The sequence below is a fragment of the Pseudomonas sp. UBA6562 genome, assembly GCF_002434265.1.
In the GTDB taxonomy this organism is placed as follows: domain Bacteria; phylum Pseudomonadota; class Gammaproteobacteria; order Pseudomonadales; family Pseudomonadaceae; genus Aquipseudomonas.
The window spans coordinates 336,818-351,097 of the sequence record NZ_DJJS01000007.1 but is presented as its reverse complement, the minus strand read 5'-3'; the positions used below and the strand labels follow the sequence as shown (position 1 = coordinate 351,097).

Annotated in this window: 12 protein-coding genes, 1 pseudogene and 1 riboswitch; of the genes and pseudogenes, 12 read left to right on the top strand and 1 reads right to left on the bottom strand. The window is 67.2% G+C overall.

Features of this window, described 5'->3' with window-relative positions; all coding sequences use genetic code 11:
• The first annotated feature begins 157 nt into the window (after nucleotides 1-157).
• From fni to B4M43_RS13785, 5 genes and pseudogenes are all read left to right on the top strand, one after another.
• Nucleotides 158-1,195 carry a type 2 isopentenyl-diphosphate Delta-isomerase gene (fni, locus tag B4M43_RS13805; RefSeq protein WP_296267976.1) on the top strand — a complete coding sequence of 346 codons (1,038 nt, stop codon included), beginning with the start codon at nucleotides 158-160 and terminating at the stop codon, nucleotides 1,193-1,195.
• Nucleotides 1,192-2,454 carry a glycosyltransferase gene (locus B4M43_RS13800; RefSeq protein ID WP_296267975.1) on the top strand — a complete coding sequence of 421 codons (1,263 nt, stop codon included), beginning with the start codon at nucleotides 1,192-1,194 and terminating at the stop codon, nucleotides 2,452-2,454. The genes fni and B4M43_RS13800 overlap by 4 nt, the downstream gene beginning before the upstream one ends.
• Nucleotides 2,451-3,617, top strand: a complete 1,167-nt coding sequence (gene crtY, locus B4M43_RS13795) for a lycopene beta-cyclase CrtY (protein ID WP_296267974.1) — start codon at nucleotides 2,451-2,453, stop codon at nucleotides 3,615-3,617. The genes B4M43_RS13800 and crtY overlap by 4 nt, the downstream gene beginning before the upstream one ends.
• Nucleotides 3,614-5,104: a phytoene desaturase gene (locus B4M43_RS13790; protein WP_296267973.1), complete on the top strand. Its 1,491-nt coding sequence runs from the start codon at nucleotides 3,614-3,616 to the stop codon at nucleotides 5,102-5,104. The genes crtY and B4M43_RS13790 overlap by 4 nt, the downstream gene beginning before the upstream one ends.
• Nucleotides 5,101-6,030 (top strand): annotated as a pseudogene (locus B4M43_RS13785) (phytoene/squalene synthase family protein); the annotation flags it as partial. The gene B4M43_RS13790 and the pseudogene B4M43_RS13785, both read left to right, overlap by 4 nt.
• Here B4M43_RS13785 and B4M43_RS13780 read toward each other — a convergent pair.
• Nucleotides 5,954-6,514: a sterol desaturase family protein gene (locus B4M43_RS13780; RefSeq protein ID WP_296267972.1), complete on the bottom strand. Its 561-nt coding sequence runs from the start codon at nucleotides 6,512-6,514 to the stop codon at nucleotides 5,954-5,956. The pseudogene B4M43_RS13785 and the gene B4M43_RS13780 overlap by 77 nt on opposite strands.
• 198 nt (nucleotides 6,515-6,712) lie before the next feature.
• Between B4M43_RS13780 and B4M43_RS13775 the strand changes: the two genes are divergently transcribed.
• The 7 genes from B4M43_RS13775 to nspC all read left to right on the top strand — a co-directional run bounded on the left by B4M43_RS13775 (nucleotide 6,713) and on the right by nspC (nucleotide 14,256).
• The gene (locus B4M43_RS13775; RefSeq protein ID WP_296267970.1) at nucleotides 6,713-7,879 is read left to right on the top strand and encodes a DUF1624 domain-containing protein; all 1,167 of its coding nucleotides are present in this window, start codon (nucleotides 6,713-6,715) and stop codon (nucleotides 7,877-7,879) included.
• Nucleotides 7,880-7,905: 26 nt separating this feature from the next.
• A riboswitch (cobalamin riboswitch) is annotated at nucleotides 7,906-8,101 on the top strand.
• A gap of 125 nt (nucleotides 8,102-8,226) precedes the next feature.
• A complete protein-coding gene (locus B4M43_RS13770; protein ID WP_296267968.1) occupies nucleotides 8,227-9,234 on the top strand; it encodes an ABC transporter substrate-binding protein in 1,008 nt (335 codons plus the stop codon).
• Nucleotides 9,231-10,250 (top strand): FecCD family ABC transporter permease, encoded by a 1,020-nt coding sequence (locus B4M43_RS13765; protein WP_296267966.1) that lies wholly within the window; start codon nucleotides 9,231-9,233, stop codon nucleotides 10,248-10,250. The genes B4M43_RS13770 and B4M43_RS13765 overlap by 4 nt, the downstream gene beginning before the upstream one ends.
• A complete protein-coding gene (locus tag B4M43_RS13760; RefSeq protein WP_296267964.1) occupies nucleotides 10,247-11,035 on the top strand; it encodes an ABC transporter ATP-binding protein in 789 nt (262 codons plus the stop codon). The genes B4M43_RS13765 and B4M43_RS13760 overlap by 4 nt, the downstream gene beginning before the upstream one ends.
• Before the next feature lie 17 nt (nucleotides 11,036-11,052).
• Entirely contained in the window at nucleotides 11,053-11,493 is a 441-nt protein-coding gene (locus B4M43_RS13755) for a pseudoazurin (RefSeq protein ID WP_296267963.1), read from the top strand.
• Nucleotides 11,490-12,845: an OprD family porin gene (locus B4M43_RS13750; protein ID WP_296267961.1), complete on the top strand. Its 1,356-nt coding sequence runs from the start codon at nucleotides 11,490-11,492 to the stop codon at nucleotides 12,843-12,845. Before B4M43_RS13755 ends, B4M43_RS13750 begins: the two co-directional genes overlap by 4 nt.
• Before the next feature lie 313 nt (nucleotides 12,846-13,158).
• Nucleotides 13,159-14,256, top strand: a complete 1,098-nt coding sequence (gene nspC, locus B4M43_RS13745; protein ID WP_296267959.1) for a carboxynorspermidine decarboxylase — start codon at nucleotides 13,159-13,161, stop codon at nucleotides 14,254-14,256.
• The last annotated feature ends 24 nt before the right edge of the window (nucleotides 14,257-14,280 follow it).

The following is a 14,280-nucleotide window of genomic DNA, read 5'->3' as shown; positions in this document are numbered from 1 at the left end:
CAGCTTTACTACGGTAGCAAGGAACGACTGGAACGTGCCGTTGCCTGATGCAATAACTCAAAGCTTAGCTATACAAGTTAACCTGTGTTGTACAACTCTCACCCCATGCACTGACCACGCACCCAGACAAATGATTCACCGGCCCCTGGAACCCGGCATGAAGAAAACCTCGCTGAGCCAACGCAAGGACGACCACCTGGACATCGTATTGGACCCCGCTCGGGCCACGGCCCGCACCGACGGCGGTTGGACGAGCGTGCGTTTCGAACACTGCGCCCTGCCCGAACTGGCCCTAGACGACATCGACCTTCGCATGCGCTTTCTGGGCAAGAACCTGCAAGCTCCGTTGCTGATCAGTTCCATGACCGGGGGTGCGGCACGTGCCGAGGCCATCAACCTGCACTTGGCCGAAGCGGCCCAGCAGTTGGGCATCGCCATGGGTGTGGGCTCGCAGCGGGTCAGCCTGCGCGAGGGCTTCGACCAGGGCCTGACCCGCGCCTTGCGCAGACACGCGCCCGACGTGCTGCTGCTGGCCAACCTCGGCGCCGTGCAACTGCGTGAAGCCGATGGCCTGGAACTCGCCCGCCGGGCGGTGGACAGCCTGCAAGCCGATGCGCTGATCCTGCACCTCAATCCGCTGCAAGAAGCCGTGCAGCCCGAAGGCGATCGCGACTGGCGCGGTGTGTTGCAGTTGATCGAACGGCTGTGCCGAACGCTCGAAGTGCCGGTGATCGCCAAAGAGGTCGGCGCAGGCATCAACGTCGCCACCGCCATGGCGTTGAGCGATGCCGGCGTGCAGGTGATCGATGTGGCCGGCACCGGCGGCACCAGTTGGGCTGCGGTCGAAGCCGAACGCATCGAGCACCCCAGCGACCGTGCCGTGGCCATGGCCTTCGCCGACTGGGGCATGCCGACCGCCACCTGCCTGCACGCCGTGCACCGCGCCCTGCCTGGCATGCCGCTGATCGCCTCGGGGGGCATCGCCGACGGGGTCGAAGCGGCCAAGGCCATTCGCCTGGGCGCGCAACTGGTCGGCCAGGCGGCGCGGGTGTTGCCCGCCGCGATGGAATCGACAGAGGCGGTGCTCGCGCATTTCGACATCCTCCTGCGCCAGTTGCGCATCGCCTGCTTCTGTACCGGCTCGCGCGACCTCGACGCGCTACGCAGCGCACGTCTGCAAGCGCCCCAGGGATGAGCCACTTCGCGGTCGTGGCACCGCCCTACCCTAGCCACTTTCAGGCATTGCAAGCCGTGGCCGGGCATCTGTTGGAGCGCGGCCATCGCGTCACCTTCTTCCAGCAGGCCGATGCTGCGCGTTGGCTGAGCGATGCGCGCATGGGCTTCACGGCCCTGGGCAGCACCAGCCATCCGCCCGGCAGCCTGACCCAAGCGCTCGAGTTGGCGGCGCGGCCCAATGGCCCGCTGCGTCTGCGCCGCTTGATCCGCCAGTTGGCAGGCACCAGTGCCATGCTCTGCGAGCAGTTGCCCGATGCCCTGCGCCATGCACAGGTGGACGCGCTGCTGTGCGACCAGATGGAACCGGCCGGTGCCTTGATCGGCGAAGCCCTGGGCCTGCCGATCGTGTCGATGGCCTGCGCGCTGCCGGTCAACCGTGAGCCGGGCCTGCCGTTGCCGGTCATGCCCTTCGCCCCGGGCCGCGACGCGCGCCTGTACGAGGGCACCGAGCAGGTCCACGACTGGCTGATGAAGCCCTTGCAGGCGGTGATCGACGCCACTTGCCAACGCTACGGCCTGCCGTCGCGCCAGGGCATGCACACCTGCCTGTCGCCGCTCGCGCAGATCAGCCAGACCCTGGCGCCCTTCGACTTTCCCCGCCAAGCGCTACCCGCCCACTTCCATGCCGTCGGCCCCTGGCGGCGCGGCGGCAGCGTCGAGGGGGAATGGTTGCTCGACCCGCAGCGCCCTTTGGTGTTCGCCAGCCTCGGCACGCTGCAAGGGCATCGTTTCAGCCTGTTCCTGCGTATCGCCCAAGCCTGCAAAGCCCTGGACGTGCAGCTGCTGCTGGCCCACTGCGGCGGCCTGGACGCCGCGCAGCAGACGCGCCTGCGTTACAGCGGCGCGAGTATCGTCACCGACTACGCACCGCAGCAGTGGGCGGTACGCGCAGCCCAGGTGGTGATCAGCCATGGCGGCCTGAACACCGTGCTCGATGCGGTGGCGGCGCACACGCCGCTGCTGGTGATGCCCATCGCCTTCGATCAGCCTGGCGTCGCGGCGCGGGTCGCCTACCATGGGTTGGGCGAAGTGCTGCCGCGCTGGGCCGGGCCACGGCGCATCGCCGCCAGCCTCGAACGCTTGCTGGCCTGCACTGCGACCGATCACCCGGCGCTCAGCGAAGCCCTGAATACTGCGGGCGGTGCGATGCGCGCCGCCGACATCATCGAGCGGGCCGTCACGACCGGACGGCCCGTCCTGCATAGCGATCTGCCATGAACTTCGACCTGATCCTGGCCGGCGGCGGTCTGGCCAACGGCCTGATCGCCTGGCGCCTGCGCCAACTGCGCCCCGAGCTGAACATCCTCTGCCTGGAGGGCGACGCGGCGCCGGGCGGCAACCATACCTGGTCGTTCCACGAAGCCGACCTCGACCATAGCCAGCGGCAATGGCTGGCTCCGCTGGTAGGTCATACCTGGCCCAGCTACCACGTGCACTTCCCAGGCTTCTCGCGGCATCTGGCCAGCGGCTACGCCAGCATCGACAGCGCCCGCTTCGCCCGTCTGATGAGCGAAGCGCTGGGCCCGACGTTGCGCTGCAACAGCCGCATCCAGCAGCTCGACGCCACCAGCGTGCTGCTCGACAGCGGCGAACGCTTGCAGGCGGCGGCCGTGATCGACGGGCGTGGCCCACTGCCTAGCCCGCACATGGTGCTGGGTCAGCAGGCGTTTCTCGGCCAGGTGGTGCAACTGCACAAGCCCCATGGCCTGGCCGCGCCCATCGTCATGGACGCGCGGGTGCCGCAGGGCGACGGCTATCGCTTCGTCTACGTGCTGCCGTTCAGCGAAGACACGCTGCTGGTGGAAGACACCCACTACGTCGAACGCCACGCGCTCAGCGCCGAGCAACTGCGCGAACACATCGGGCAGTACCTGCAACAACGCGGTTGGCAGCCCAAGCACGTGTTGCGCGAAGAACAAGGCGTGTTGCCGATCACCCTGGCCGGCGATTTCCCTGCCTGGCAGGCCGAGCAGGCCGGTCAGCTACAGGCCGGCCTGCGCGCCGGTCTGTTCCATTGCACCACCGGCTACTCGCTGCCCGAGGCCGTGCGCCTGGCGGATTGGCTGGCGCGCCAACCGCGCCTGGAGCATGCCAGCCTGGCCACGGCGTTCGCCGACTACCAGCGCGGCCGCTGGCAGCAGCAAGGTTTCTATCGTCTGCTCAACCGCATGCTGTTTCTCGCCGGCTTGCCGCAGCAGCGCTGGCAAGTCATGCAACGTTTCTACCGGTTGTCCGAGCCCCTGATCGCCCGGTTCTACGCCGGGCGCAACACGTGGGCCGACCGCCTGCGCATCCTCAGCGGCAAACCGCCGGTCCCTGTTGGTCAAGCGCTGCGCGCCGCGCTGCGTCATTCCCCCCGCCATTTCGAGGAACATTCATGACCCCTGGTAAAACGGCTGTCGTCATCGGCGCCGGCCTGGGCGGCCTGGCCTTGGCCATCCGCCTGCAAGCCGCCGGCGTCGCCACCACCTTGCTGGAACGCCGCGACCTGCCAGGCGGCCGCGCCTACGTCTACAAGGACGAAGGCTTCACCTTCGATGCGGGGCCGACGGTGATCACCGACCCTTCGGCCATCGAGGCGCTGTTCGAGGTGGCGGGCAAACCCATGCGCGACTATGTCGAGCTACTGCCGGTCACACCCTTCTATCGCCTGTGCTGGGAGGACGGCACGCAGTTCGACTACGGCAACGACCAGGCCGACCTGGAACGGCAGATCCACGCCCTGGAACCGGCCGATGTCGAAGGCTATCGGCGCTTCCTGGCCTACTCCAAGGAAGTGCTCGCCGAAGGTTACGTGAAGCTCGGCGCGGTGCCGTTCCTGTCGTTCCGCGACATGCTCTCGGCCGGCCCGCAGCTGGCCCGCCTGCAGGCCTGGCGCAGCGTCTACGGCATGGTCGCCAAGTTCATCCGCAACGAAAAGCTGCGCCAAGCGTTTTCGTTCCACGCCTTGTTGGTCGGGGGCAATCCGTTCTCCACCTCGTCGATCTACACCCTGATCCATGCCCTGGAACGTGAATGGGGCGTGTGGTTCCCGCGCGGCGGCACCGGCGCGCTGGTCCAAGGCATGGCCAAGCTGTTCGAGGACATCGGTGGGCGCCTGGTGCTCAACGCCGAGGTCAGCGGCTTCGACACCGACGGCGACCGCCTCACCGCCGCGCGCACCGCCGACGGTCAGCGCTGGCCGGCCGACACCATCGCCTCAAACGCCGACGTGGTGCACACCTACAGCGACCTGCTCGGCACCCACCCACGCGGGCGCAGCGAGGGCGAGCGGCTCAAGGGCAAGCGGTTCAGCAATTCGCTGTTCGTGGTGCACTTCGGCCTCAAGCGCGAACAGCCGCAGTTGCGCCACCACACCGTCTGCTTCGGCGCGCGCTACAAGCCGCTGATCAAGGAAATCTTCGCCGGGCCGCAGTTGCCCGAAGACTTCTCGTTGTACCTGCACACGCCCTGCGCCACCGACCCGAGCCTGGCGCCGTCCGGCTGCTCGAGCCATTACGTGTTGGCGCCGGTGCCGCACCTGGGCAACGCCGACGTCGATTGGCGCGAAGAGGCGCCACGCTACCGCGACCGCATCTTCAGCTATCTGGAGCGGCACTACATGCCCGGCCTGCGCGACGACCTGGTGACCTGCCGCACCTTCACCCCGATGGACTTCCGCGAACAGCTCAACGCCCACCTGGGTTCGGCCTTCTCCCTGGAGCCGGTGTTGCAGCAAAGCGCCTGGTTCCGCCCGCACAACCGCGACGCGCAGGTCAAGAACCTGTACCTGGTCGGTGCCGGCACCCACCCCGGCGCCGGCGTGCCGGGCGTGATCGCTTCGGCCAAGGCCACCGCGCAACTGATGATCGAGGACCTGCACGGATGAGCGAAGCGGCCACCGATGCGCTGCTGCGACATGCGCTCGACAGCATCGCCGTGGGTTCGAAGAGCTTTGCCAGCGCCTCGCGCCTGTTCGACCCGGACACCCGGCGCAGCGCGGTGTTGCTCTACGCCTGGTGCCGACACTGCGACGACGTGATCGACGGCCAGCAGGCCGGCCACGACGCGGTGCCGCTAAGCCCGGCCGAGGCGCGCCTGCGCCTGGCCGAGCTGCGCGCCCGCACGCAGACGGCCTACCTCGCCACACCCATCGACGACCCGGCCTTCGCCGCCTTGCAGGCCGTGGTGCAGCGTCACGGCATCGCCCGTGAGGAAGCGCTCGATCTGTTGCAAGGCTTCGCCATGGACGTCGATGGCCAGCACTACCAGACCTTCGCCGACACCTTGCAGTACTGCTACCACGTCGCCGGCGTGGTGGGGCTGATGATGGCGCGGATCATGGGCACCCAGGATCCGCAGGTGCTCGACCGTGCCTGCGACCTGGGGTTGGCCATGCAACTGACCAACATCGCCCGCGACCTCGTCGACGATGCTCAGGTGGGGCGCTGCTATCTGCCGCAGCAATGGCTGGATGAGTTCGGCATCACCGTGGCAACTTTGGCCGAGCCGCGCCATCGACCGGCGCTGGCCGTCCTGGCCACGCGCCTGATCGATCAGGCCGAGCCCTATTACGCCAGCGCCGAGGCGGGCCTGGCGGCGCTGCCTTGGCGTTCGGCCTGGGCGGTGGCGAGCGCCGGGGCCGTGTACAGGCGTATCGGTATCCGCGTGCGGGCGGCCGGCGCCCAGGCCTGGGACACGCGCGCCTCGACCGGCAAGCTGGAGAAGCTCGGCGCGCTCAGCGGGGGCTTGTGGACGAGTCTGCTACGACGTCTGCGCCGATATCCGCCGCGCGATCCTCAGCTGTGGGCGCGCGCGCCGCTGCCGAACGCAACGGCCCGTCGTGCCGAGCCCGCAACTGCGCCTTGAGGCGCTCGATGGGCGGCGCGTAGATGAAGCCGAACGACACGCAGCCCTCGCGGCCATGCACCGCATGGTGCATCAGGTGGGCCTGGTACAGGCGCTTGAGGTAGCCGCTGCGTGGCACGTAGCGAAACGGCCAGCGCCGGTGCACCAACCCATCGTGGGCGATGAAGTACAACAGCCCGTAGCCGGTCATGCCGGCACCGATCCATTCCAGCGGATGCCAACCGGCATTGCCCAAGGCGATCAGCACGATCGCCAGCACGGCGAACACTGCGGCGTACAGGTCGTTCTTTTCGAACCAACCATGGCGCGGCTCGTGGTGCGAACGGTGCCAGCCCCAGCCGATACCGTGCATGAGGTATTTGTGGGCCAGCCAGGCGACGACTTCCATGCCGGCCAGGGTGATCAGAAAGATGGCGAGGTTGGTGAGCATGGCGTCCGTTCGATTCTGAGGAGTGTGGTATGGAGTGCTGCGCCTAGGATAGCGTTCCCCGGTGTACCCGCGTAAACGGCGCGACGGGTTGACCTGGATCGCATCCCCGCACGGAAAGATGAAAACGGTGTTGGCTTTCATGAAAATTGTTATAAGATAACGTTTCATTTCAAGCCCACCCCTTGCCTGCGATCCTCCATGACAAGCGCACAAGCCATCCCGACCCCAATCACCCAACGCCTGCAAAGCATCGACGCGCTGCGCGGCCTGGTGATGCTGTTCATGCTGCTGGACCACGTCCGCGAAACCTTCTTCCTGCACCATCAGGTCGGCGACCCGATGGCGATCGCCACCACCGAACCCGGTCTGTTCTTCAGCCGCACCCTGGCGCATTTGTGCGCGCCGGTGTTCGTGCTGCTCACCGGCCTGTCGGCCTGGCTGTATGGTGAAAAACACCAGGGCCGTGGCGATGTCGCGGCGTTCCTGTTCAAGCGCGGCCTGTTCCTGGTGCTGCTGGAGTTCACGGTGGTCAACTTCGCCTGGACCTTCCAACTGCCGCCGAGCGTGGTCTACCTGCAAGTGATCTGGGCCATCGGCGTGAGCATGATCGCCCTGGCGGCGCTGGTGTGGCTGCCGCGCGCGGCGCTGATCGCGCTGGGCCTGGTCATCGTCGCCGGGCACAACCTGCTCGACGCCGTGCATTTCGGCGAAGGCTCTTCCCTGCACGTGCTGTGGGCGATCCTGCACGACCGTGGCTGGCTGGAGGTGTCCGAGCACATGCGCCTGCGCACCTCCTACCCGGTATTGCCGTGGATCGGCGTGATCGCCCTGGGCTATGCCATGGGCCCGTGGTTCGCCCGCGGCAGCGATGCGGTCCAACGCCAACGTCGGCTGTTGGCCACCGCAGCGCTGACGCTGCTGGCGTTCGTCGCGCTGCGCCTGCTCAACGGTTACGGCGAAGCGCCCTGGAGCAGCTACCCTAGCGCCCTGCAAACCCTCATGAGCCTGCTCAACATCACCAAATACCCGCCCTCGCTGCTGTTCCTGTGCCTGACGCTGGGCGTGGGCCTGTTGTTGCTGCGCGGCTTCGAGCGCGCCGGCCAGGCCCGTTGGATCGGTGTGCTGGCGGTAATGGGCGCAGCGCCGATGTTCTTCTATCTGTTGCACCTGTACGTGCTCAAACTCGCCTATCTGGTGTGCGTGGCGCTGTTCGGCCTAAACCAGGGGCAATACTTCGGCTTCGACAGCATCGGCGCGGTGTGGCTGTGCGCGGTGCTGCTGGCGCTGGCGCTGTACCTGCCGGTACGCGCGTTCGCCCGGCTCAAGGCCCGGCGCCGCGACATCGCCTGGCTCAAATACCTGTGAAGAGGTTCCCTGCCAGCGGGTGATGGTCTACCATGCCGCCCGCCGGTTTCCCCCAGGAATTAATAGGGAATTCGTCGCCCGCCACGCCGCGGGCCAAACGAAACTGCCCCCGCAACTGTAGGTGCCGAGCCTGCTCCTCGAATGCCACTGGACCTGTCCGGGAAGGCCGGAGCCAGGCCAGGACGCACCAGTCAGGAGACCTGCCGGCACACATTCACCGACCGGCGGGGTGTCCGGGACGGCCATCGGCACCCTGTCCAGGGTGGTGCCGCCTGTCTTGCGCAGGCGGCGCAGACGATGCCTGTCCGTGCGCGCGGTCCGCTGCACCACGATAGGAGATCGTTCCAATGCTTCGCCTTACTGCCCTGCTCACCGCCTTCGGCTTCTCGGGTTTGGCCCAGGCCGCCGCCACGCACTACCCGCTGACCGTGGACAACTGCGGCATGCCGCAGACCTTCGCCCAGGCGCCGCAACGTGCGGTGACCATCGGCCAGGCCGGCACCGAAATCCTTTACGCACTCGGCCTGGGCGAACGCCTGGCCGGCACCTCGCTGTGGTTCAACGATGTATTGCCCGCGTTCAAGGCGCAGAACGACAAGGTGCCGCGCCTGGCCGACAACGATCCGAGCTTCGAAGCCGTGGTCGGCAAACGTCCGCAACTGGTCACCGCGCAGTTCGAATGGATGGTCGGCGAGCAAGGCGTGGTCGGCACCCGTCAGCAGTTCCACGAGCTGAACATCCCCACCTACCTGCTGCCCTCCGACTGCGAAGGCAAGGACAACCTGGTCGGTGCCGACGGCACGCGCCTGCAGCCGTTCAAGGTCGAGTCCATCTACAAGAGCGTCAGCCAGCTGGCCGAGATCTTCGACGTGCAGGCCCGTGGCGAAGCGCTCAACGCCGAGTTGCGCGGGCAACTGGAAAAGGCCCGCGCGCAGTTGGCCGGCAAGGACCTGTCGGGCACCAGCGCGCTGTTCTGGTTCTCCAGCGCCGACCTCGACATCGACCCCTATGTCGCCGGGCGCCAGGGGGTGGCCGACTTCATGCTGCAAACCCTCGGTGTGCGCAACGTGGTCGAGTCCCAGGAGGAATGGCCCACCGTCGGCTGGGAGACCCTGGCCAAGGCCAACCCCACCTGGCTGATCATCGCGCGCATGGACCGTCGCCGCTTCCCGGCCGACGACTACCGAAAGAAACTCGAATTCCTGCGCACCGACCCGGTGGCGAAGAACCTCGATGCCGTCAAGCAGGGCCGCATCGTCATCCTCGACGCCGACGCCATGCAGGCCGGCATTCGCCTGTTCCGCGGGCTGGAGACGCTGTCCGAAGCGTTCGCCAGCGGTAAAGCGCCGCAGTGAGCCGGCGACTGCTACCAGGCGGCGTCCTGGCCGTGCTGGCGCTGGCCGCTGCCTTGCTGGCCGGCATCAGCATCGGCGAAACCACCGTGGCGCCACGGGTGGTCTACCAGGTGCTGGCCAACCATCTATGGCAAGCCGGCTACGCGGTCGACCCGATCGATGCCGGCATCGTCTGGAACTACCGCCTGACCCGCACTCTGGTGGCGGCGGCGTGTGGTGCGGGCCTGGCGACCTGCGGGGTGATCCTGCAAGCCTTGCTGCGCAATGCCCTGGCCGAACCCTATCTGCTGGGGCTGTCGGCCGGCGCTTCCACCGGCGCGGTGGCGGTGGGCCTGCTGGGTATAGGCGGCGCGGCGCTGTCGCTGTCGGCCGGGGCTTTCATCGGCGCGCTGGCGGCCTTCGCGCTGGTGTTGCTGCTGGCGCGTGCGGCCGGCCCTGCGCACAACAACGCGCAGGTGATCCTGGCCGGTATCGCCGGCTCACAGCTGTTCAATGCGATTACCGCCTTCCTGATCACCAAGTCAGCCACCGCCGAGCAGGCCCGCGGCATTCTGTTCTGGCTGCTGGGCAACCTCAGCGGGGTGCGCTGGCCGTCGGTGGGCCTGGCGGTGCCGGTGGCGCTGCTGGGCCTGGCGGTGTGCCTGTGGCATCGGCGCAGCCTTGACGCCTTCACTTTCGGCGCCGATTCGGCGGCCTCGCTCGGGGTGCCGGTACGCCGCACGCAATTGCTGCTGATCAGCTGCGCAGCGCTGGTGACGGCGGTGATGGTGTCGATCGTCGGCGCCATCGGCTTCGTCGGGCTGGTCATTCCCCATGCGCTGCGCCTGCTGCTCGGGCCGGGGCATGCGCGACTGCTGCCGGCCAGCGCCTTGGGCGGTACGCTGTTCCTGATTTGCGCCGACATCCTCTCGCGCACCCTGCTGCCCGGCCAAGTGATCCCGGTGGGCGTGGTCACCGCGCTGATCGGCGCGCCGGTGTTCGCCTTGATCCTGGTCAGCCGCCGGGGGCGCTCATGAGCAATCTCGCAGCCGTGCGCCTGGCACCCCTGAGCTGCGCGGGCCTGGGCCTGAGCGTGCGCGGCCACCCGCTGCTGCACGGCATCGACCTGCAACTGCTGGCCGGGGAAACCCTCGGTGTGGTCGGCCTCAATGGCTCTGGCAAGTCGACCCTGCTCAAGCTCCTGGCCGGGTTGCGCACGCCCAGCGAGGGCCGCGTGCAACTGCTCGGCGAACCGCTCGCAGGTTTGCCGCGACGGCACGTGGCGCAAACCCTGGCGCTGGTCGAGCAACAGGCCGATACCCATGACGCGATCAGTGTCTTCGAGGCCGTGGCCCTGGGCCGCACGCCGTGGTTGTCGGCACTGGCGCCGTTCGGCGAGACCGACCGCGCCATCGTCGAGCGGGCGCTGCGCGACGTCGATGCCGTGCACCTGCAGCGACGGGTGTGGGGCTCGCTGTCGGGCGGCGAGCGCCAACGCGTGCACATCGCCCGTGCCCTGGCCCAGCGGCCGCAGGTATTGCTGCTCGACGAGCCGACCAACCACCTCGACATCCAGCATCAGCTGAGCCTGCTGCACTGCGTGCAGGCGTTGCCGATCAGTACCGTGGTGGCCTTGCACGACCTCAACCAGGCATTGACCTGCGACCGTCTGGCCGTGCTCGACAAGGGCCGGTTGGTCGCGTTGGGCGCGCCGTTCGATGTGCTCACTCCCGCGCGCCTGCTGAGCACCTTCGGCGTACACGCGCACTACCTCACCGACCCCTACGACGGCGCGCGCATCCTGCGTTTGCGCACGCCCTGACGCTGGAAACCTGCCCCATGCTCCGATCCACCGCCACCGCGCTGCTCGCCAGTCTGCTGTTCGCACCCCTGGCCTCGGCCGAGGTCCATGACGTGAAGATGCTCAACCGCGGCGCCGACGGCGCCATGGTCTACGAGCCCGACCACCTGCGCATCGCCCCCGGCGACAGCGTGCGCTTCGTTCCCACCCACGCCAGCCACAACGCCGCCACCCTGCCCGCGCTATGGCCCAAGGGTGCCGAGCCGTTCAAGGGCAAGCTCAACCAGGCGGCCGAGCAGCGTTTCGACGAGCCGGGGCTGTATGGCATTCAGTGCATTCCACACTTGGCCATGGGCATGGTCATGCTGATCGAGGTGGGCGATGCCGACCTGAGCGCAGCGCAATGGCCGACCGACCTGCCGGCCCGCGCCGCAGCACGTCTTCAAGCACAACGCGCGAAGCTGGAGGCCGGACGATGAGCCATCTGACCCGTGCTGCCCTGCTCCTGCCGCTGCTCGGCATCGCACCGCTGGCCGCCGCCGACTCCGACGAATCGGCGCAATCGGCCGCCAAGGGCTTCGTCGAAGACAGTCGGTGGAACCTGCTCAACCGCAGCGTCTACGACCGCCGCGACTACCACAACGGCGGCCGCAACGGCGCGGCGCGCAACGCCTACAAACCTCGCAGCGAGCGCAGCGACCGGGCCGAGGAATGGGGTTACGGGGTGATCGGCACGTTCACGTCAGGCTTCACCCAAGGCCAGGTAGGCTTCGGAGTCGACGCCCACGCCTTGCTTGGGGTCAAACTCGACAGCGGCGGCGGCCGTGCCGGCAAGGCGCGCCTGCTGGCCTTGGACAACGACGGCCATCCCCAGCGCAGCTACGACCGCGCCGGCGCTGCGGTGAAGGTGCGCGTGTCCGACACGGTTCTGAGCTACGGCGAGCAACGCCTCAAGACCCCGGTGTTCAGCGCCTCCGATAGCCGCCTGCTGCCGGAGACCTTCACCGGCTGGTGGCTGACCAGCGAAGAGATCGACACGCTCAAACTGGTGGGCGGACACTTCACCGACGACGCCGACCGCAACGCGTCGAGCCACGGCAAGGGCCTGGTGGTCAACTATTCCAACGGCAAGCGCGGCGACAGCATCGATGTGGCCGGCGCAGTGTGGAACCCCACGGCCGCGTTCGGCGCCAGCCTTTACACCTCGCATTACGACGACACCTGGAACCAGCAATACCTGGGCAGCACCTTCAGCCACGCGCTGGACGCGCACCGCAGCCTCAACCTGGACCTGAACCTGTACCGCACCCGCGACACCGGCAAGGCGCTGTCCGGGCGCATCGACAACACCACCTGGAGCCTGATCTCGCGCTACCGTCAGGACGCCCACACCCTGAGCCTGGGCTGGCAGCAGGTGCACGGCGACACGCCGTTCGACTACGCCAGCCGTGGCGCCATCTACCTGACCAACGCCGTGCAGCTGTCGGACTTCAACGCGCCCAACGAGAAATCCTGGCAGGCGCGCTATGACTTCGACATGTCCAGCGTCGGCGTGCCCGGCCTGCTGCTGAGCGCGTTGTACGTGCGCGGTTTCGACATCGACGGCAGCCATGTCGATTCAGGCGGCGGCTATGCCTACCTGGGCTATGGCCAAGGCGGCAAACACTGGGAGCGCGACCTGGAAGCGCGCTATGTGGTGCAGTCGGGCCAGGCCAAGGGCCTGACCTTCTCGCTGCGCCACGACGTGCACCGCGGCAACGCCGCCCAGGCGGAACTGGACAGCAACCAGGTGCGGTTGGCGGTGGAATACCCGCTGGGCGGCGGTTTCTAACCGCAGGAAACCTCGGCCGAGCTACCACAGGGGATGCGCTATGGGCCGTGCATCCCCGCGCCGCAAACCTCCTGGCACCTGCAAGGGGGAGGCCACTGTTCCAATGACATGGCACCCAAACCAGCTGCCATCATTGCGTCACACCCCCCTGCGACACTCCCTGCGACCGGCCCCGCCATGACGGCAACGCCAACGCTCTCAAGGCCCCATCCGCCCTGAGCTGACGAAAAGCGCCGCGCGCCCTTTCGATCCGAGGCCAGTGAAGGCACAATGCGTGTCTTTTTTTGGCCGGCCGGGCCGGGAGGCCTTTTCCATGATCAAGACGCCGTACTACCTCATCGACAAGACCAAGCTGCTCAGCAACATGGAGAAGATCGCCTACGTGCGCGAGCAGTCCGGCGCCAAGGCGCTGCTGGCGCTCAAATGCTTCGCCACCTGGTCGGTGTTCGACCTGATGCAGCAGTACATGGACGGCACCACGTCGTCCTCGCTCTACGAGCTCAAGCTCGGCCGGGAGAAGTTCGTCGGCGAGACCCACGCCTACAGCGTGGCCTGGGCCGACGACGAAATCGAAGAGATGCTCGCCAACTGCGACAAGATCATCTTCAACTCCATCGGTCAGCTGCAGCGCTTCGCCGAGCAGTCCGCCGGCAAGACCCGTGGCCTGCGCGTCAACCCGCAGGTCAGCAGCTCCGACTACCTGCTGGCCGACCCGGCACGCCCCTTCAGCCGCCTGGGCGAATGGGACCCGGAAAAGATCGAAGCGGTGATCGACGACATCTCCGGCTTCATGTTCCACAACAACTGCGAGAACGGCGATTTCGGCCTGTTCGACCAGATGCTCACGCACATCGAACAACGCTTCGGCCACCTGCTGCACAAGGTGCAATGGGTCAGCCTGGGTGGCGGCATCCACTTCACCGGCGAAGGCTATGACGTCGACGCCTTCTGCAAGCGCCTCAAGTCGTTCTCCGACACCTACGGCGTGCAGGTGTACCTGGAGCCTGGCGAAGCGGCGATCACGCAAAGCGCTTCGCTGGAAGTCACCGTGCTCGACACGCTGTACAACGGCAAGCACCTGGCAGTGGTCGACAGCTCCATCGAAGCGCACCTGCTCGACCTGCTGATCTACCGCCTCAACGCCAAGCTGGCGCCGAGCGAGGGCGAGCACACCTACATGATTTGCGGCAAGTCGTGCCTGGCCGGCGATATCTTCGGCGAATACCAGTTCGCCAAACCGCTGGCCATCGGCGACCGTCTCTCGTTCGTCGACGCGGCCGGCTACACCATGGTCAAGAAGAATTGGTTCAACGGTCTGAAGATGCCGTCCATCGTCGTCAAGCAACTCGATGGCCGTATCGACGTCGTCCGTGAGTTCGGTTTCGAAGACTACGTTTCCAGCCTGTCCTAAGACGGCATTCAGTAAGGAGCAACA

Excerpts from the sequence above, each read along its gene's own strand:
- B4M43_RS13790 (WP_296267973.1), top strand. The coding sequence starts at position 3,614 with ATGACCCCTGGTAAAACGGCTGTCGTCATCGGCGCCGGCCTGGGCGGC.
- crtY (WP_296267974.1), top strand. The coding sequence starts at position 2,451 with ATGAACTTCGACCTGATCCTGGCCGGCGGCGGTCTGGCCAACGGCCTG.
- B4M43_RS13755 (WP_296267963.1), top strand. The coding sequence starts at position 11,053 with ATGCTCCGATCCACCGCCACCGCGCTGCTCGCCAGTCTGCTGTTCGCA.
- B4M43_RS13800 (WP_296267975.1), top strand. The coding sequence starts at position 1,192 with ATGAGCCACTTCGCGGTCGTGGCACCGCCCTACCCTAGCCACTTTCAG.
- B4M43_RS13760 (WP_296267964.1), top strand. The coding sequence starts at position 10,247 with ATGAGCAATCTCGCAGCCGTGCGCCTGGCACCCCTGAGCTGCGCGGGC.
- nspC (WP_296267959.1), top strand. The coding sequence starts at position 13,159 with ATGATCAAGACGCCGTACTACCTCATCGACAAGACCAAGCTGCTCAGC.
- B4M43_RS13750 (WP_296267961.1), top strand. The coding sequence starts at position 11,490 with ATGAGCCATCTGACCCGTGCTGCCCTGCTCCTGCCGCTGCTCGGCATC.
- B4M43_RS13775 (WP_296267970.1), top strand. The coding sequence starts at position 6,713 with ATGACAAGCGCACAAGCCATCCCGACCCCAATCACCCAACGCCTGCAA.
- B4M43_RS13780 (WP_296267972.1), bottom strand. The coding sequence starts at position 6,514 with ATGCTCACCAACCTCGCCATCTTTCTGATCACCCTGGCCGGCATGGAA.
- fni (WP_296267976.1), top strand. The coding sequence starts at position 158 with ATGAAGAAAACCTCGCTGAGCCAACGCAAGGACGACCACCTGGACATC.
- B4M43_RS13770 (WP_296267968.1), top strand. The coding sequence starts at position 8,227 with ATGCTTCGCCTTACTGCCCTGCTCACCGCCTTCGGCTTCTCGGGTTTG.